Raw genomic sequence first — 17,104 nt, 5'->3', positions numbered from 1 at the left:
GTCACTCCCCTTTTCGCTTGTTGATCATCGCGGAAGAGAAGCGGGATCTCCGGAACGGATTGATGAGAAACCCGTCCAGCCACTCCTTGAACCGCAAGGAGACGATCGGCTCCAGAAAAGCAAGCCCGAAGGAATCGAGCCGGCACAGGTAGATCAGGATCGTGAACATGCTTAAAAAGAACCCGTATATACCGAGGAAGGAGGACACGATTAAAATAAACACCCGAAGCAGGCTGACGGTGCCCGACAGCGACTGATTGACCAGAGTGAACGTGGCGACCGCCGAGATCGCGATCACGACGAGCAGCGTAGGGGAGGCAAGGCCCGCCCGGATCAGCGAATCGCCGATAATCAGCCCGCCGACGATGCCGATCGTTTGCCCGACCGCCTTGGGCAGCCGGATGCCTGCCTCCCGGAGCAGTTCGAACTGAAACAGCAGCAGCAACGCTTCGAGGAACGTAGGAAGCGGGATACCCTCGCGCGAGATAACGACAGTCGACAGCAGCGCAAACGGAATCTGGTCCAGATTTACCGTTGCGATGGCGATCCAGAAGCCCGGCAGGAAAATGCTGAGAAGCAGGCCGAGAATCCGCAAAGCCCGCTGAAACATGACGTAATGATAAGGAAAGTGAACGTCCTCGGGCGTTTTCAGCAGCTCAAGGAAATTGCTCGGCCCGATCAGCACCATTGGCGACCCGTCTACCACGATCGCAAGCCGTCCGCGCAGCAGTGTTTCGTTGACGAAGTCGGGACGACCGATATAATCGATCAGCGGAAACAGCGAGAACGTCCGGTCAGATAGCCATTTTTCAAGCTGCCCGCTGCTTATGATGCTTTCCGTCCGGAACGAGGACAGTCGCCGGCGTGCCTCCGCGACCATGTCCGGATTCGCTTTATGGCTCAAATAAAGCAAAACAACGCAAGTTTTGCTCAAGTTTCCGATAAAAAACTGCTCGCTGAACAGCAAGCCCGTCTGCATCCGTTTGCGGATAAGCGAGATGTTCGTAAACAAATCTTCCGTAAACGCGTCCTTCGGGCCTTTGATCGAAATTTCCGTATTGGATTCCTGCAGCGAACGCTGAGGAACGTCGGAAATATCGGCCGTCCAGAAAAAAGCGTCCCCTTCCCGATAAATAATCAGGCTGCCGGTAAACAGCTCGGTGAGCATGTCATCTATCGTATGCTTGATCTCGAACAGCGGCAGCTCGTCCGAATATTCCAAATGCGTGCTTTGGCTGGAGGACGGCAGATGGGCGACGAACCGGCACATTTTCGCCAAATATTTGTTCAGCTGGAACTTGTCGATCATTCCGTCGCAATAAACGGCCGTCAGCTTCTCATTGCTATCGAACTGCTCGCTGGCCGGAAAGCGAAGATCCGCATAGCGGGCGAACGCATCTTTTAATTGAGCAATCGTCAAGCCTCCGTCCCGCAGGACGGCGTCCAAATCGGCATAAAGTGCGATTTCTTCGGGAATCGGCTTCATGAACGGTTCATCCTCCTTTCTTTCGGTGGCATAAAAACGGCGGCAAGCAGCACGGCCGTCAGCGCCAGGCCGAACCAAAGCGAGCCGGTGTAAAAGTACGTGTGAATCAGCTCTTGCATCCGGATATCGCTCACACTCAGCAGGGACGGCAAGGACATGAGGATCGTGCAGAGAAGGGCAATCGCCATGCGGAATTTCGGGAACCGGCCTCCGAGCAGTGCAGCCAGCAAATGAATAACGAGCGCCGTTCTTGTCATGCTTCCAGCCATCAATTGGAACGCTGCCAAAAAATCGACATGGGAGATTTGTTTGCCGATCATGACCAGTCTCCATTGCTCAAAAGCGGGAAAGCGCATGTTTCCGGCCTGGGAAGGACCGAAGGCGGCGGTAGCTCCTACAGTCGGACCCATAATCAAGCCGACCAATAGGGTCAGAAGCACGAAAACGGTGCCGTAGTTTAACGGCTTGTCCGCTTTGTGCTGAAGCAGCAGCAGGACGAGCAGGTCCATACTCCCGCCAAACACCAAAGCTCCGCCCCGAATACTGGAGTCTATCCCTTCGGTAAAGGCGGGAAACAGCATGCCGTAGTCTTTGTTGCCCATCGTCATGATCGACACGCCTATCCCCAGCATCCATACGATGGGAAGCAGCATGGCGGATAAGTATACGAGCGTTTTCAGTCCCGACCGGGCCGCACCGAAACAAAGACCTATAAAAGTGGCGATAATAAAAATATTAGGCGTCCGGGGAAGGAAGAAGATGCTTATGTTTTTGACCGTATCGAATATAATCATCGTTCCCGCGACCAGCAAATAAATGGCGAAAACGCCGACAACGATCCAGCATCCGATCGCCCCGATCCGGCTTTCCAGCCAGCGGTCGAACGGCGAACTCCGCATCGACTTCAGGATTACATACAGGAGCAGGCTCCAGACGACCAGCACTGCATAAGCCATCCCGATACTGATCCAGGCATCGCGTCCAGCGGCTTGGAGGAGATGCGGAATAATCAGCACATGGTTCGATATTCCAAGTGACAGCAGCAGCAAAAAAACAAGTTGCAGTCTCGAAAAGGAACTCTCCACTCCCATGCCTCCAAGTTTCAGTGTTATACATTAAATGGTAGGGTCCCCTTTATGGAGTCAATTATGCAGGAGTTCCCGCGCGACATACTTCGTCAGAAGCGGGACAGGAAGCCGCGAATTGCGGGGCCAAACGGGATTGGCCGCCCGGAGCGGGCAGGAAAGACGTCAGAGGTTTAGGCAAAGATTGGACCGGAGATGTGAGTGCAATCACACGCGGGCTCTGCAGGATAGGATATAATAAGAATTGTTGATAACTATTATCAATTAACAGCAATAAAATCGCAAAGGAGCGATCATGATGGAGACGATAAAGCTCGAAAGTCACCTGGGGTCCGTCCCTAAACATATCGGCAAATTGGCGGAGTTTGGGAAGGCGGTGGTTATGCAGCTGCAATTGCGGGCGGGAGAGACGATCCCGGAACATCGGACGGAGGCTGACGTGCTGATCGTCGTCCAGTCGGGCCAAGCCGTTTTCGTCTTTCAGGACCGTCAGGTGACGCTTGATCCGCGTACGCTGCTGCATATCCTGCCCGGGGAAGCACACAGTGTGCATGCGGCGGACGGGGATGCGGAACTGCTCGTTATCAAGGTTGCACGCTCGTAAGAAAATTTCCTGCCCGAGACAACCAAAAACCTCCAGTCCGCTGCCTTCCGCAGTGATGGAGGTTTTTTGTCGTTACGCGATGCAGTCCCGGACGGGCCGGATCAAGCATGCCTGCTACCCGGTCGGTTCGTATAGACCTGCGCTTATTGTCCGGTCAGTCCCAGTCCCTCGGCCACGCGGCGGCCGTATTCCGGGTCGGCTTTTGTAAAGTGGGCGATCTGGCGAAGCTTGATCTCTTCTCTCTCGACCGGCTTCATCGCGGCTACGATGTTGGCTACGAGGCGCGTGCGTTCTTCTTCGCTCATCAGGCGGTACAGGTCGCCCGGCTGCGTGTAGTGATCGTTGTGATCGTAGGCGACGCTGTCGGCCTGACCGGATACGGCATAGGCCGCTGGTTTATGCTCCGGCGACTCGGTCGGTCCGCCGTAGCTGTTCGGCTCGTAGTAGACGGAGCCGCCGCCGTTGTTGTCGGAGCGCATCTGGCCGTCGCGCTGGTAATGGTTCACTTCCGATTTCGGACGGTTGATCGGCAGCGTATTGTGATTGGCGCCGACCCGGTACCGGTGCGCGTCGGAATAAGCGAACAGACGTCCTTGCAGCATTTTGTCCGGCGAAGCCTCGATGCCGGGTACGAACGAGCCGGGGGAGAACGTCGCCTGCTCGACTTCCGCGAAATAGTTGTCCGGATTGCGGTCCAGCACCATCCGGCCTACTTCAATGAGCGGGTAATCTTTCTGCGACCATACCTTCGTCACGTCGAACGGATCGAACCGGTACGTATCGGCATCCTCCAGCGGCATAATTTGCACGCACAGCTTCCAGGAAGGGAAGTCCCCTTGATCGATCGCATTGAACAAATCTTCCGTATGGTAGTCCGGATTTTCGCCTGCCAGCTTGGCGGCAAGGCCGACATCCAGATTTTGAATGCCCTGCTCGGTTTTGAAATGATATTTTACCCAAACGGCTTTGCCTTCAGCATTCACCCACTTGAACGTATGGCTTCCGAAGCCGTGCATATGTCTCAGCGTAGCCGGGATGCCGCGGTCGGACATCAGAATCGTAACCTGGTGCAGCGACTCGGGAGAGAGCGACCAGAAATCCCATACCGCGTTCGGGTTTTTCAGGTGAGTTTGCGGGTGGCGCTTCTGCGTATGGATAAAGTCCGGGAATTTGATCGCATCCCGGATGAAAAAGACCGGAGTATTATTGCCGACGAGGTCATAGTTGCCCTCATCCGTATAAAATTTTACAGCGAATCCGCGCGGGTCGCGGACCGTATCGGCCGAGCCGAGCTCGCCGGCGACCGTAGAGAAGCGAATAAACATAGGAGTGCGTTTTCCGACCTCGGACAAAAAGTCGGCTTTCGTATAAGCGGATAAATCGTTCGTCACTTCGAAATAGCCATGCGCCCCGGCGCCTTTGGCATGCACGACGCGCTCCGGGACGCGTTCCCGGTTGAAATGCGCCAGCTTCTCCAGCAAGTGGACGTCCTGAATCAGAGTCGGGCCGCGCGAACCGGCGGTCATGGAGTTCTGGTTGTCCCCTACGGGAGCGCCCCAGCTTGTCGTCAGCTTGTTTTTATTCGTGGTCATCGTCTATTCACCCCTAATGTGGTATTGACTATTACTATAAATACTCCCGTTTTTAAAATCAATGACTTTTTGAAATAAATATTTTATTAAAATAATTTTAATTAACGGCGACGCGGTTTTCGTTTTATTTGGTAAATAATTGATGACGTGAATCGGCGCTGCAAAGCCGTCCGGGAGCTTCGGACCGAAAGCGCTGCAGACCGCCTATTTGATCCCAAGCAGGTTCTGGATTTATAATGGAGAGAATCTTTCCAATCGGGGTGAACCGGATGCTGAGCCGTATCGTTCGAGGTAGATAAAGTCCGGGCTGGATTTAAAACGCGTACCAGCCGCCAAGGGGGAAGTCCGCCCTTTTGGAGGTCTAGCGTCCGGACCGGATCGGCAAAACCTCAGAACTAGCGGAACGTTCAAGCAGGATCATCACACGGGAAGGTGGAAACGATATGAAAGAGACCGATTACAAACGTTTGTACGACCAGGTTGGTGCGATAAACGGATGGGATTTCAGCAAGGTGAAGTGCCTGTCCGAAGGAGTCGCATGGGATTACGGAAGCGAAGTGACCCGGGTGTGCACCGGCACGGAGGCGCTGCTGGATATCGGTACAGGCGGCGGAGAACAGCTGTTGAAGATCGCCGGATTCGTCCTGCAGGCGGTAGGCATCGACAACTCTGCGGCGATGATCGAGACGGCCCGCAGCAACGGGCGGAAGGCGAATCAGCCGGACGTCGCGTTTCTCGAGATGGATGCGGAGGCGCTTGATTTTCCCGACCGTTCCTTCCAGATCGTCATATGCCGGCAAGCCCCTTTCGAAGCGAAGGAAGTGGCGAGGGTATTGGCGGACGATGGTGTCTTCATCACCCAGCAAGTGGGCGGGAGAGATAAAATCAATCTGATCGAAGCGTTCGGAAGAGGGCAGTCGTCCGGCGCGTCTATCGATTGTTTGCAGGATCAATATATAACGGAGTTAAACGATGCGGGCTTTACCGACATCCGGTCGTCCAGCTACGATGCAACGGAGTATTATCGGTCGGCGGAAGATTTGATCTTCCTGCTCAAGCATGCGCCGATTATCCCGGACTTCGGACAGGCGGAAAGCGACTTTGAAGTGCTTCGGCAGTTTATAGAGGATAACCGGACGGAGCAGGGGATACGAACGAATGCGCACCGGTTCCTGATCGTCGCAAGGAAGTAGAGAACGAGAAGCCGATCCCCTCCTCCCGGCGGAGAGAGGGGATTGGACTATACATACGGATACGAAGGAGTTTCCCCATGATCAGATTCGGCATTATCGGTACCAATTGGATTACGGAGTCGTTTTTGCAGGCGGCGCGGCAAGTGGAGCATTTCAGGTTGACTGCGGTTTATTCGCGGACGGAGGAGAAGGCGAAGGAATTTGCCGTGAAGCATGGCGCCGCATTTACGTATACGGATGTAGAGGAGATGGCCGCAAGCGGCGAGATCGACGCGGTTTATATTGCGAGCCCCAACTCGTTTCACGCCGGACAAGCCGTCCGCTGCATGAACCGGGGCATCCATGTGTTGTGCGAGAAGCCGTTCGCTTCGAACAGGGCGGAGCTGCAGGAGATGATCGACGCGGCCCGCCGCAACGGCGTCGTCCTGATGGAGGCGTTGAAATCGACGCTGATGCCGAATTTCCAGGCGATTCAGGACAACCTGCCCAAGCTGGGCCGAGTGCGCCGGTTTTTCTCGAGCTACTGCCAATACTCCTCGCGTTACGATGCGTATAAGCAGGGGACGGTGCTGAACGCGTTTAACCCGGCCTTCTCCAATGGAGGCTTGATGGATCTGGGCATCTACTGCCTGTACCCGCTCGTCGTCCTGTTCGGCAAGCCGGAGCGGATTCAGGCGAACGGCCTGCTGCTGGAATCCGGCATTGACGGGGAAGGGAGCCTGCTGCTTGGTTATCCCGAGATGGATGCCGTCATTCAATATTCCAAAATTACCGACTCCGCCCTGCCTTCGGAAATTCAGGGAGAATCGGGCAACATGCTCATCAGCAAGATCAGCCAGCCCGAGAAGGTGGAGATCCGCTATCGGGGCGGAGCTTCGGAGGACGTCACCCGTGAGCAGGCGGACCACTCGATGATGTATGAGGTGGAACATTTTATCGGCTTGATTCGGAACGGGGACAAGGAATCGCCGGTTAATTCGCTGACCCGCTCGTTGTGGACGATGGAGATTATGGACGAGGCGAGACGGCAGATGGGGCTCGTTTATCCGGCGGATCGGCGTTCTTAATGAGCCACCTGCCGAACGGGGACAGGCGCTTCCTATACCGCTGTTGAGGCGGTGCCGGAAGCGTCTTTTTTATGGAAAGCAGATGGGTTCAGCGAATCCGAATCGTTTTGCGGCAAGAAAAGCTGCTACTTCTGCAGAGACAATCGCAGGGGGGCTTGGATGAGACGCTCTTCGTAGGGGGAAGAAGGTTCGCTCCCTGACGGATGTTCCGTAGAGCTGTGGACCCGTGGAGCCCAAGAACCCAAGAACCCAAGAACCCAAGAACCCAAGAACCCAATCCCCTGCTCCAGCCTTCGGGTCCCTCGAGCCCACGCTTTAAGAGCGATTTGTACCACTTATTTTGTCTGTAATCGGGTCTTGGCTGGAAATAGAAGCGGTTTGCAGCTCTTAATTCCCCGTGATCGTCCCAGTTCCCACCAGAACCGCAGAAATAAGGGGTGCAAATCGCTTCTATCCCGCAAAATCCGGACAAAAGCTGTCGATTAAGAGCTGCAAACCACTCTTATTTTCATTCCACCGCAAAGCCCCGCGGTTTTTTCACAGTAAATCCCCGCATTCCACGTGAATCGCCGCATTTCATTCCACCGCCAAGCACTGCCAACCTACTCCACGGTCGCCGCCCTATCCTCCAAACTCGCCGTCGTACTGCCGATCTTCAGCTCCCCTTGGATACGAATATGCTCATAAGGCAGCGAAGGATTGGCGATCCGCCAAAGCATCCGGTCGGCGGCCCGGTAACCGGTCTCGCGAATGGCCAGCAGAGGCATCGTGAAGGGCGGCAGCGAATCCGGCTGCTGATTCAGCAGGCCGATGATCGACAGATCCTCGGGAATGCGCAATCCCAGCTGCTCGGAGCAGAGACGGTACACTTCAGGAACTTCACCTTCGATTCCGCATAAAATGGCGGTCGGGGCATACCGGGCAAGCTTCTCGGACAGCTCTCCCTTCCACAAAGCCTGGCTTGTCCGCACGCGGATCGAATGGGCGTCCGGATCGACACGGGCGCCGAATTCGTTCATGGCGTGAAGAAACGCTTGCCAGCGCAAAATATATCCCCTTTGCTGAGTCGTATCTCCCACATACATAATGTTAGTATGGCCGATCGAACGCAAATAGGCGACAGCCTGATAGGTTGCTTCGTAGATGTCCCAGATGACGCTGTCCACCCGGGTTCCGAGAGGGGGGAAGTTGAGCAGTATTTTCGGAACCGGCAGGCGGAGCAGCTTCGGCTCCCACTCCCTCGGCATGATGCTGGGAGCGATGAACAAGCCGTCGGTATAGGCGAGACCGCGCTGATCCAACCAGCCGTCCATCTCTTTTTCCTTGACGGAGGAAGGCAGCAGCAGCACCTCGATATGATGGCCGAACGAAGCGAAGCGCTCGTAAAGCCCTTCCAGCAGCAGCTTGTAGTAGCTGACGGATTGCGTCGTTTGTACGAGGAAAAATCGTTTCCTCTCGAGCGGATACGGGAGGATATGTTCGGCTTTCAAGCTGCGAATCTGCTCTTTGGTAAAATAGCCGAGCCGTTCCGCCGTCTGAACGATCAGGTGACGGGTCTGCTCGGACATGCCTGGTCTTCCCTTCAATGCTTTGGAGACGGTGTTGACGGTCAGTCCGAGCTCATTGGCAATCGTGCGAAGCGTAACCGACTTAATAATAGGCATGGAAGCACCTCGTCAACGGAAAATGGTATACCCTCATCGTAACATCGAACAGACCCGAAAGAAAGGGCTTACAGCAATTCGCGAAACCGCTCCGTAACCGCCTTTTTGCTCCCACTAAAATGGAACTGGAAGCGCTCCGGAAGACGCTTATAATGAGTATCAGATGAATGATCAACCGTGTCTCCGCACCATATAGGAAGCAGAGGAGGGGCAAGGCATGACGATAAAATGGGGAAAACCCGCCGTGTGCTTGTTAGTATCGGCCACTATTGTAAGCGGTTGCGGAGGAAGTGGAGACGGAGGAAAGGGAGAACTAGGAGGACAGGTACAGCCAAACGGTGGGGAAGCGCTTAAGCCGGTGACGCTGACCTTGTACAATGCGCAGCCCGGGGCGGTAGATTTTGAGAAGATGGGCATTCTGGAAGCGGTAAAGAAGAAGTTCCCTCACATTACGCTTCAATTGTTCAAAAGAGAGAAAGGCATGGAATACACGGACTGGATCACCGCCCAAACCGCAGTCGACATCATTTACGACTCGACGGCCTTTACGGTCAGCTCGATCAAGCAGAACGGTCTGCACGTCGACCTGCAGGAGCAGATCAAGCTGCATAACTTCAAGCTGGATACGTTCGAGCCGAACGTGCTGGCTCACGCCATGTCGACCAACAGCGAAGGGAAGCTGTACGGACTTCCGTTTACGATGAACCGGTATGGACTCTTCTACAACAAAAACTTGTTCGACCGTTTCGGGGCGGCTTATCCGAAGGACGGGTTGACCTGGGACGAAGTGTATGATTTGGCGAAAAGGCTGACACGGACCGACGCCGGCACGACCTACTACGGATTTACCGCCGTGCCGAACAATATCATGCTGAATAATCAGCTGTCGCTTAGCCCGCTGGACCCGAAGGAAGACAAGGCGGCGATGAATACGGACGGCTGGAAGCTGCTGCTGAACAATTTGCGCCGGTTCGGCGAAATCCCGAACAACAAATTCGTACCCGTCACCGAATCGGTCAAAGGCACGGTGGCGATGGTGCTCGATTCGGGAGCGATCAGCCAAGCGGGCCCCGATCTCGATTGGGATGTGGCGTCGGTGCCGGAGCTGCCGCAAAAGCCGAAGACCGGGTTCAAGCCGGCCACGCTCTCCTTGTTCCTGTCGTCGACGTCGCAGCATAAGGATGAGGCGTTTCGGGTGATGGCTTTTCTGGTGTCGTCGGAATTTCAGGCCAAGCTGACGAGGCAGGCGGTCGGAACGCCGCTCGCCGATCCGGAGGTCCGCAAAGCGTTCGGCCAAGATTTGCCGCAATGGAAAGGCAAAAACGTTCAGGCGCTTTACTACTATCCCGATGCGCCGGCATTCCCGCCGCGGGCCGAACAGTTGACGAACGTGGGCGTCAATTTCACCAAGCTGTTGGAAAGTCCCGACGATACGAACACGATCTTGCGAAACTTCGACGAAGAGATCAATAAAGCGATTCAGGCCGAAAAGGCGAAGTTGCAGGCTAAATAGGGAAGTGGAGCGGTTAACCGGTTGGCCTGGGACGCACGGACGGCAGTTGTTTGCAGGAAGAGACAGAGATTCAGTCCGGCTGTACGTGTGAGTACATGAAGGAGGGATTTGGATGTCTAATGAAAAGATGGGACAGCGCGCGGAAATGAGCAAGGTGCAAGACCGGCCGGAGGAACCGGGTGTCCAGGTAAGCCGCAGAAAGCTGCTGACGGCGATCGGGATGGCGGGAGCGGCGATAGCCGCGGGCAGTATGCTTCCTGGACCCTCGACGGCATTCGGCAAGGGCGAACAGTCGGTCGGCGGTTCCGTCTATGACGGGCCGGACGGCAGAAGCATATGGCCCGAGCTTAGAACGGCGGGTTTGGTCGTTACGGCTACGGTTGCCGAGCTTCGGGCCCATACTCGTCCCGATTCGAGACTGCTCTATTTTGTACGGGATGAAGGGCAAGAGGGACATTTCGCCTACGACCCGGCGGACACGACTTCGGCAGACAATACGGGGACGATACTCGCAGCCGCATCCGGTGCCCGGTTCAAGCGATTGATGGCTGACGATTCCGTCGATGTCCGGTGGTTCGGGGCGAAGGGAGACGGAACGACAGACGATACGGCGGCGATTCGCGGCGCGATCGGCTATGTGTCCGCCGCTTTTCCGCAAGGGGGCATACTCTACTTCCCGAATGGAAAATACAGAGTGACAGAGGGGTTCTCGCTTACGGGACAGAAAGTCAGCTTTCTTGGAGTCAAAGCGGAGATTTTCCTGGACAACACGTCCGACACCGTAACGGTGCTTTCGTTTCTGGGCTGCTCCGACTTTTTCGTGGAAAGTCTGAAAATATCCAGCTCGAAAACATCGAAGCTGCATTCCAAGCAAGCCTTCGGGATCTATATCAAAGATTCGGGCAAATTCAGACTGTCGAAGCTGGACATCTCTTACCGGACCGATGCGATTCATATCCATTTTTGCGACAACTTCACGTTGGAGGGCAACGACGTTTACTTCCTGGGCGAAGAAGGGATCAGGATCGGCGGAAGCCGGAACTGGCGGGTCTCGAACAACAGAATCCACCATCATAACGGCGACGGTATCCTGCTGAAGCATGCCGGCAACCCGGAAGGCATGTATAACGGGGAAATTATAGGCAACTTCCTGTACGACGGGGTAAATACGTTCGGACTTACCTCTACGATTGGCGGCGGCGTCACTTCGAATGAGGAAGTGTCGGGAACGGCCGAGCGCAACATCCACAATCTGGTCATTAGCGGCAATACGTTCAAAAATTTGCGTTACGGGATCGGCCTCTCTAGCGTGACGAACTTTACGATATCCGGCAATACGATCCAACATGTCAAAATGGCCGGGATTCGTATGGACAACTCCTCGGTTAACAATCCTTCGCGCAACCCGGGCGGCGAAAGCTCGATCACGGGCAATACGGTCGAGGACGTAACAGCGGGCGAGGGCGAACAACAGCTACGATTGCCCCAATACCGGGGAAAAGATAGCTTACGAACCGGCCGTGACGCCGAAAGGCAAAGGGAAACTAAGCGGCGACTTTACGCTCGGCAGCTCCGTTCAGCGTTACGATACCGCCGTTCCCGCAGCCGGCGCCTATTCGCCGATGTCCGTTATATGGAATAAAGATGTAGGAAGAGGCAAGCCGCTCGGTTACGTCTGCATCGAGGGAGGCGAACCGGGGACGTGGGCTCCGTTCGGCTATATCGGTGCAGTTAAGAACGGAACGGCCTCTATAAATGCGAACACCGATTCTGTCTACATTGAGCACAATCTGGGAGTCGTCCCATCCTACATTTCTCCAACCCCTCTCGGTAATACGGGACATATCTGGGTAACGGACATGACGGCTACGCATTTTACGGTGCGCTGCTCCCAGATTCCGACGGCGGATACCGCCCTTTTATGGGAGGCGAAAGCGTAGCCTCGGCAGTTTGTTAGGCTCTGTCGGCTTCGGCTCGCCGGCTGGAAGCCGTATAAGGGTTGCCTCTAAAGTCTGCATAAGACTTAGGGGCAACCCTTTTGGTATCACGCGGGGGCGGTCGTCAAGCAGGGCTCGGGCGGCAGGGATGTTGAGCGTGAGCGGTCCCGATGGCAGAGCCGTCCCGGTTGCACGAGTTTGGGACCGAAGTACGGTTCAGGCTGCGCTTAGACGACGTCTCCCCGCACAAGCGCATCCTTTATTCTTTGTCTGCGGATGCGGCCGGAGCAGAGGGAACTGCCGGAATTGCTTGCAGCGTAGTCACGTTCGCCTTCGCCTCTTGCAGCTCCGTAATTCTCTGCTTGTACAACTCCAACTGAGTAGCTAACGCCTGCTTGATGGCTTGTCCGTCATCGGATTGGACGGCTTCTTCAAGCTGCTTCCAGCCTTCGGCGAAAGCGCTGGCGCCGATGGTCGAGTCCACGACGCCTGCAGACGCGATCGAGAAGCTGACCGTATCGGCAGCGATTGCTTCGGCGCTTGGATCAGTGATTGTATCACCGGCTTCGGCGGAAACCTTGAGGGCCGGAACGGCAGTTACCGAGATGGTAACGGCTGCCTCGTTCAAGCCTCCGGCTTCTGCTTCGTCCCCGTTGGAATCCGCAGTTGCCGGCTCTATGGCGAAGGTATCGTCATTAACCCGCTTCACCATCGTAACCGTTTTGAAAAATTCGTTTCCGTCAAGCGGCTTCATCTCCTCAAACTTCACGTCGGCTTTCACGGCGAACTGGCCTTCGACCGCCACAGCCTCGCTAAGCGGCACCGTTTGAATGTTCAGCGGCTGGCCGTCGGCACTTTTCGCCCAGAACAACATTTTCGGGGTGAGCGACGTATACGCGTCCAGCGTCTGTTTCCAGTCTTCGACCGTTTCCGGCGCATACGTTTCGGCCAGCTTGAGCGGGTCCAGCAGCTTTTTGGCAATGACCGTTTCGGTCATTTGCACCGGCTTGGCGTTCGTTTGATCGGCAGTTTCGGCCATGGCGGCCGGGGCTCCCACGGCAGACAACAGCAAGGTGGACAAAGCGGCGGTTTTCAACATTTGTTTGTAGTTCATCGGTACAGCACTCCTTTAAGGTTGATGGGTGGTTACAGGCTTCAGTGTACCGGCCGTCTGTGGCAAATCGTCCGAGAAATTGTGGAAAAACGATGGCAGAACGCTACTGCGGCTGCGGTTTTGCTACAATATTAATACGAAAGGAACTGCAGGAGGCTGGATGGATGAACAACTACTTAATCGCAATCGTAGACGACGATCCTCATATACGCGAACTGGTGGAAGCCTACTTGAAAAAGGAGCAGTACCGCACGGCCGCGCTCGCCTCCGCCGAGGAAGCCTGGGAGCAGTGGAAGACGGCTCCCCCGGATATGTGGGTGCTCGATATTATGCTGCCCGGCATGGACGGTTACGAGTTTTGCAGGCGAATCCGCCGGGAGGCGGAGGTGCCGATCATTATGATTTCGGCCCGGGATACCGACGTTGACAAAATATTAGGTTTGGAGCTGGGGAGCGACGATTATATGGTCAAGCCGTTCAGCCCACGCGAGCTGGTCGCCCGGATCAAGAGGCAGCTGCAGCGCACGCATAAGCTGAAAACTCCGGAAGACATGAAGCAGGGCGAGGCGCTGGTGCTTCAGCTCGGAGCCGGCCAGCTGCAGCTCGTGCAGGAAGAGCGGCGGGCGTTCTGGTGCGGGGACGAGGTCGACGTGACGTTTAAGGAATTCGCGCTGCTTCAAGCGTTCGCAGAACGTCCGAACCGCGCCTTCGCCAGGGACGAGCTGCTCACCCTGGTGTGGGGGGACGACTATTTCGGCAGCGACCGGGCCGTCGATCATCTGGTGAAGCGGCTTCGCAAAAAAATCGAGCAGCTTCCCGTGGAAGCGGTATGGGGACACGGCTACCGGCTGCGCATGGAAGCGGAGGTGGCGGGGGAATGAAGCTGCTGCACCAGATTAATTTGGCGTTCGGCTTGATGCTTGTGTTGGTGCTGAGCGTGACGGCCGTTATTTTCCACTATGTGTTAATGGATCACTTTATCGAGGTTCAGAAAAAAGATATGACGGCGATCGAACGGTCGATCACGTCTACGATTGCGATCAGCGATCTGACCTTCGTCGAGTCAGGCGGGGACAATGCCGTCGCCTCCATGGCCGCTACCATTACGGCTGCGCCGGTTACGGGTGTCGGGGCGGTCATCACGGATTCCACCGAAAACGTAGTGTTCAGCACGGTGGACGCGGTTCCGGTCTGGACTTCTACGTTCGGCACGGCTGCGGCGGCGGCCGCCCCCGGAGTGGTGAGTATCCAGAAACTGCGGGAAGCCGAGGATATCCAGTACCTGGTTTCCAAAAGCTCAATTCCGCAAGGGACGCTTACGCTTTTTACGCCGATGAGTAAAATAAAAGAGATCGAGCTGTCGCTGCTGGGCCGGCTGCTGATCGTGTTGTTCGTCGGCGCAGGGCTTGTGTTTTTGCTGAGCCTCTTCATTACAAGGAGACTGATTCGTCCGCTGCTGCAATTGCAGGGCGAGCTTCAGAAGGTGGAGAACCGCAGGTTCTCGGAAGTCCGGCTCATTCAGGCCGGAGGAGAGATCGGCGATGTTGCGCAGACGGTATACAACCTGGCCGGGGAACTGGAGAAATATAACCGCATTCAGAAGCAGTTTATTCAAAATGCGTCCCATGAACTGAAGACGCCGCTCATGTCGATCGCCGGTTATGCGGAAGGAATCCGCGACGGCGTATTCGAAGGCGAGCAAGCCGGGAAAGGGCTGAACGTCATCATCAGCGAGAGCGCCAGACTGCGGAACATCGTGACGGAGATGACGCTGCTTGCCAAGCTCGACGGCGAGGAGAACAGCTTCCGGTTCGGCACCGTTGCGATCCCCGAGCTGATCGAGGAGACGGTGGAGCGGCTGAATCCGATACTGGTGCAAAACGGGATCACGATTGAGACGGAGCTGGACGCAAACGACAAAGAGCGGCTGGCGGTTCGGGCCGACCGGGACAAGCTGCTGCAAGCTTTGATCAACGTCGTGGGCAACGCGGCCCGGTATGCGAGCCAACGAATCCGGATTCAGGTGCGGATTCAGCATAAACAGATCATCATCGCCGTCGTCGACGACGGGCGGGGGATACCGGACAAGCTGCTCCCGCACCTGTTCCACCGGTTCGTGAAAGGAAAGGACGGGGAAACCGGGCTCGGGCTGGCGATATCCCGGGCGATCGTCGAGCGTTGCGGCGGCCGGATCGCGGCGAGGAACATTCCGGAGGGAGGGGCCGAGATGACGATGCGTTTCCCCGGAATGGAGACCGTGGCGACCGCGTGAGCGCCAGCGGCTGGTCGGCCGGCCGCGCTCCCGGCGCCAACGTGCCGGGCCGTGAGCGTGCGGTGTGCGCTTCCGCGGCCGGTTTGAAGTCGGGCCGTTTCGTCCATACTGGCCGATGAAGCGGCTTGGGCGACCGAAGCATGCGGGTACCGGTAGCAGGGCGGGGCCTTGAGCTGCGGCAGATGGTAAGGCGCAGCGGGTTGGCCTGCAGCCGGGAGGCGTCCCCGGCGGGCCGTATTTCAGCGGATTCAGCGGATCTTTTATACGCGATCGTGGCGGTTACCGCTCCTCACCGCTCCTGCCGCCCGCAAAATCGCGGGGGGGGAACGCCGGGTCTTGCGTTCTGGCGGCCGATTGGCGAGGTTAAGTTTTGCTTGACGTGCCGCTCCGCCTCGTGCATACTTTTTTCAGTTACTACAGATCGGTGGAGAGCGCATACATGAATCGCCATTCGTTGTACATGGAGTTTAGCCGGGAGGAGTGGTCGGCGATCCGGGACCATACGCCGCTTCCGCTCACGAAGGAAGAATTCGAGAAGCTGAAAGGGTTGAACGACCAGATTCCGTTCCAGGAAGCGGAGCAAATCTACCATCCCATTACCCGGTTGATTAATTTGTACGTGGCTGCCTCGCAGCAGTTGTACAAGTCGGCCGCTTATTTTACAGGCAGCCAGGAAGCGAAGTCGCCATACATTATCGGGATCGCCGGAAGCGTCGCAGTCGGAAAAAGCACGGCGGCTCGTCTGCTCCAGCTGCTGCTGTCCCGGTGGACGAATCATCGCAATGTGGACCTGATTACAACGGACGGCTTTTTGCACCCGAACCGGGTGTTGCAGGAACGCGGGCTGATGAAGAAAAAAGGGTTTCCCGAGAGCTACGATATTAAGCGGCTGCTGCAATTTTTGACCGAAGTGAAGGGCGGCAAGCCGGAGGTGACGGCCCCGGTTTACTCCCATCTTGTATACGATATCGTGCCGGATCGGGCGCAGGTCGTCCGCGCTCCGGACATTCTCATCGTGGAAGGCATTAACGTGCTTCAGGTGAACAAGGAGTCGCAAGTGTTCGTCAGCGACTTTTTCGATTTCTCGATCTATCTCGATGCGGAAGAGAGCGACATCAAGCGGTGGTACATCGAGCGGTTCCGGATGCTGCGGGATTCGGCGTTCCGCAATCCCGACTCGTACTTTCACCGGTACTCCACCTTAACGGAGGAAGAGTCGGTCCAGACCGCTACGCAGATTTGGGAAGAGATTAACGCCGTTAACCTCCGCCAAAATATATCCCCGACCAAAGGGCGGGCCCAACTGCTGCTGCAGAAGGGCTCGAATCACGAAATTCGCAAAGTGCTGCTCCGTAAGTAGGGGCAGCGCTTTGTTTTGTTGCAGGGTGGCGCGGGGAGGATGGGGGCCGCCAGCGTGTGCGGGTGATCTAACCGATGGAAGTGCCTTGCTGCGGGAAGTGTTGCCGGATAAGGGTGGTTTGCACCTCTGCGCGCCTAGCCAAGCTAGGCACAACTAGCTGATGAAAGTTCAGCCGGGGTAGGGGCCAAGCCGCCCCGTAGCTAGCAGGCAGACGCAG

At 56.2% G+C, this 17,104-nt stretch carries 14 protein-coding genes; 9 read left to right on the top strand and 5 right to left on the bottom strand.

Going from position 1 to position 17,104, the window contains the following annotated elements; translation table 11 throughout:
* Position 1: 1 nt before the first annotated feature.
* Positions 2–1,486 (bottom strand): spore germination protein, encoded by a 1,485-nt coding sequence (locus IDH45_RS30535; RefSeq protein ID WP_190931941.1) that lies wholly within the window; start codon positions 1,484–1,486, stop codon positions 2–4.
* Complete coding sequence (locus tag IDH45_RS30530) at positions 1,483–2,571, bottom strand: GerAB/ArcD/ProY family transporter (RefSeq protein WP_190931940.1); 1,089 nt, start codon at positions 2,569–2,571, stop codon at positions 1,483–1,485. Before IDH45_RS30530 ends, IDH45_RS30535 begins: the two co-directional genes overlap by 4 nt.
* 298 nt (positions 2,572–2,869) lie before the next feature.
* Here IDH45_RS30530 and IDH45_RS30525 point away from each other — a divergent pair, with 298 nt between their 5' ends.
* Entirely contained in the window at positions 2,870–3,175 is a 306-nt protein-coding gene (locus tag IDH45_RS30525) for an AraC family ligand binding domain-containing protein (protein ID WP_190931939.1), read from the top strand.
* Positions 3,176–3,318: 143 nt separating this feature from the next.
* On the opposite strand, the gene katA is transcribed toward IDH45_RS30525, so the two are convergent.
* Complete coding sequence (gene katA, locus IDH45_RS30520; protein WP_190931938.1) at positions 3,319–4,767, bottom strand: catalase KatA; 1,449 nt, start codon at positions 4,765–4,767, stop codon at positions 3,319–3,321.
* Between the two features lie 443 nt (positions 4,768–5,210).
* Between katA and IDH45_RS30515 the strand changes: the two genes are divergently transcribed.
* Positions 5,211–5,960 (top strand): class I SAM-dependent methyltransferase, encoded by a 750-nt coding sequence (locus IDH45_RS30515; RefSeq protein WP_190931937.1) that lies wholly within the window; start codon positions 5,211–5,213, stop codon positions 5,958–5,960.
* A gap of 77 nt (positions 5,961–6,037) precedes the next feature.
* Positions 6,038–7,027, top strand: coding sequence for a Gfo/Idh/MocA family protein (locus tag IDH45_RS30510; RefSeq protein ID WP_190931936.1), 990 nt, complete (start codon positions 6,038–6,040; stop codon positions 7,025–7,027).
* Between the two features lie 602 nt (positions 7,028–7,629).
* On the opposite strand, the gene IDH45_RS30505 is transcribed toward IDH45_RS30510, so the two are convergent.
* On the bottom strand, positions 7,630–8,691 hold the full coding sequence (locus tag IDH45_RS30505) for a LacI family DNA-binding transcriptional regulator (RefSeq protein WP_190931935.1): 1,062 nt from the start codon (positions 8,689–8,691) through the stop codon (positions 7,630–7,632).
* Between the two features lie 217 nt (positions 8,692–8,908).
* On the opposite strand from IDH45_RS30505, the gene IDH45_RS30500 reads away from it, so the two are divergent.
* The 3 genes from IDH45_RS30500 (at position 8,909) to IDH45_RS30490 (ending at position 12,144) form a co-directional block, all read left to right on the top strand.
* Positions 8,909–10,204: an ABC transporter substrate-binding protein gene (locus IDH45_RS30500; protein WP_190931934.1), complete on the top strand. Its 1,296-nt coding sequence runs from the start codon at positions 8,909–8,911 to the stop codon at positions 10,202–10,204.
* A gap of 112 nt (positions 10,205–10,316) precedes the next feature.
* The gene (locus IDH45_RS30495) at positions 10,317–11,846 is read left to right on the top strand and encodes a right-handed parallel beta-helix repeat-containing protein (protein ID WP_190931933.1); all 1,530 of its coding nucleotides are present in this window, start codon (positions 10,317–10,319) and stop codon (positions 11,844–11,846) included.
* Positions 11,827–12,144, top strand: coding sequence for a hypothetical protein (locus tag IDH45_RS30490; RefSeq protein ID WP_190931932.1), 318 nt, complete (start codon positions 11,827–11,829; stop codon positions 12,142–12,144). The genes IDH45_RS30495 and IDH45_RS30490 overlap by 20 nt, the downstream gene beginning before the upstream one ends.
* Positions 12,145–12,400: 256 nt before the next feature.
* On the opposite strand, the gene IDH45_RS30485 is transcribed toward IDH45_RS30490, so the two are convergent.
* The gene (locus IDH45_RS30485) at positions 12,401–13,255 is read right to left on the bottom strand and encodes a hypothetical protein (protein WP_190931931.1); all 855 of its coding nucleotides are present in this window, start codon (positions 13,253–13,255) and stop codon (positions 12,401–12,403) included.
* Between the two features lie 164 nt (positions 13,256–13,419).
* On the opposite strand from IDH45_RS30485, the gene IDH45_RS30480 reads away from it, so the two are divergent.
* From IDH45_RS30480 to coaA, 3 genes are all read left to right on the top strand, one after another.
* Complete coding sequence (locus IDH45_RS30480) at positions 13,420–14,136, top strand: response regulator transcription factor (RefSeq protein ID WP_190931930.1); 717 nt, start codon at positions 13,420–13,422, stop codon at positions 14,134–14,136.
* Positions 14,133–15,527, top strand: a complete 1,395-nt coding sequence (locus IDH45_RS30475; protein WP_190931929.1) for a sensor histidine kinase — start codon at positions 14,133–14,135, stop codon at positions 15,525–15,527. The genes IDH45_RS30480 and IDH45_RS30475 overlap by 4 nt, the downstream gene beginning before the upstream one ends.
* Before the next feature lie 439 nt (positions 15,528–15,966).
* The gene (gene coaA / locus IDH45_RS30470) at positions 15,967–16,887 is read left to right on the top strand and encodes a type I pantothenate kinase (protein WP_190931928.1); all 921 of its coding nucleotides are present in this window, start codon (positions 15,967–15,969) and stop codon (positions 16,885–16,887) included.
* The last annotated feature ends 217 nt before the right edge of the window (positions 16,888–17,104 follow it).

This window comes from Paenibacillus oceani, from assembly GCF_014705615.1.
Lineage (GTDB): Bacteria > Bacillota > Bacilli > Paenibacillales > NBRC-103111 > Paenibacillus_AB > Paenibacillus_AB oceani.
Note: the sequence above shows the minus strand (reverse complement) of the source record. Positions and strands in the feature narration are given on the sequence as shown.

Coding starts and splice junctions, on each gene's coding strand:
- IDH45_RS30535 (WP_190931941.1), bottom strand. CDS start 1,486: ATGAAGCCGATTCCCGAAGAAATCGCACTTTATGCCGATTTGGACGCC.
- IDH45_RS30525 (WP_190931939.1), top strand. CDS start 2,870: ATGGAGACGATAAAGCTCGAAAGTCACCTGGGGTCCGTCCCTAAACAT.
- katA (WP_190931938.1), bottom strand. CDS start 4,767: ATGACCACGAATAAAAACAAGCTGACGACAAGCTGGGGCGCTCCCGTA.
- IDH45_RS30515 (WP_190931937.1), top strand. CDS start 5,211: ATGAAAGAGACCGATTACAAACGTTTGTACGACCAGGTTGGTGCGATA.
- IDH45_RS30510 (WP_190931936.1), top strand. CDS start 6,038: ATGATCAGATTCGGCATTATCGGTACCAATTGGATTACGGAGTCGTTT.
- IDH45_RS30505 (WP_190931935.1), bottom strand. CDS start 8,691: ATGCCTATTATTAAGTCGGTTACGCTTCGCACGATTGCCAATGAGCTC.
- IDH45_RS30500 (WP_190931934.1), top strand. CDS start 8,909: ATGACGATAAAATGGGGAAAACCCGCCGTGTGCTTGTTAGTATCGGCC.
- IDH45_RS30495 (WP_190931933.1), top strand. CDS start 10,317: ATGTCTAATGAAAAGATGGGACAGCGCGCGGAAATGAGCAAGGTGCAA.
- IDH45_RS30490 (WP_190931932.1), top strand. CDS start 11,827: ATGTCCGTTATATGGAATAAAGATGTAGGAAGAGGCAAGCCGCTCGGT.
- IDH45_RS30485 (WP_190931931.1), bottom strand. CDS start 13,255: ATGAACTACAAACAAATGTTGAAAACCGCCGCTTTGTCCACCTTGCTG.
- IDH45_RS30480 (WP_190931930.1), top strand. CDS start 13,420: ATGAACAACTACTTAATCGCAATCGTAGACGACGATCCTCATATACGC.
- IDH45_RS30475 (WP_190931929.1), top strand. CDS start 14,133: ATGAAGCTGCTGCACCAGATTAATTTGGCGTTCGGCTTGATGCTTGTG.
- coaA (WP_190931928.1), top strand. CDS start 15,967: ATGAATCGCCATTCGTTGTACATGGAGTTTAGCCGGGAGGAGTGGTCG.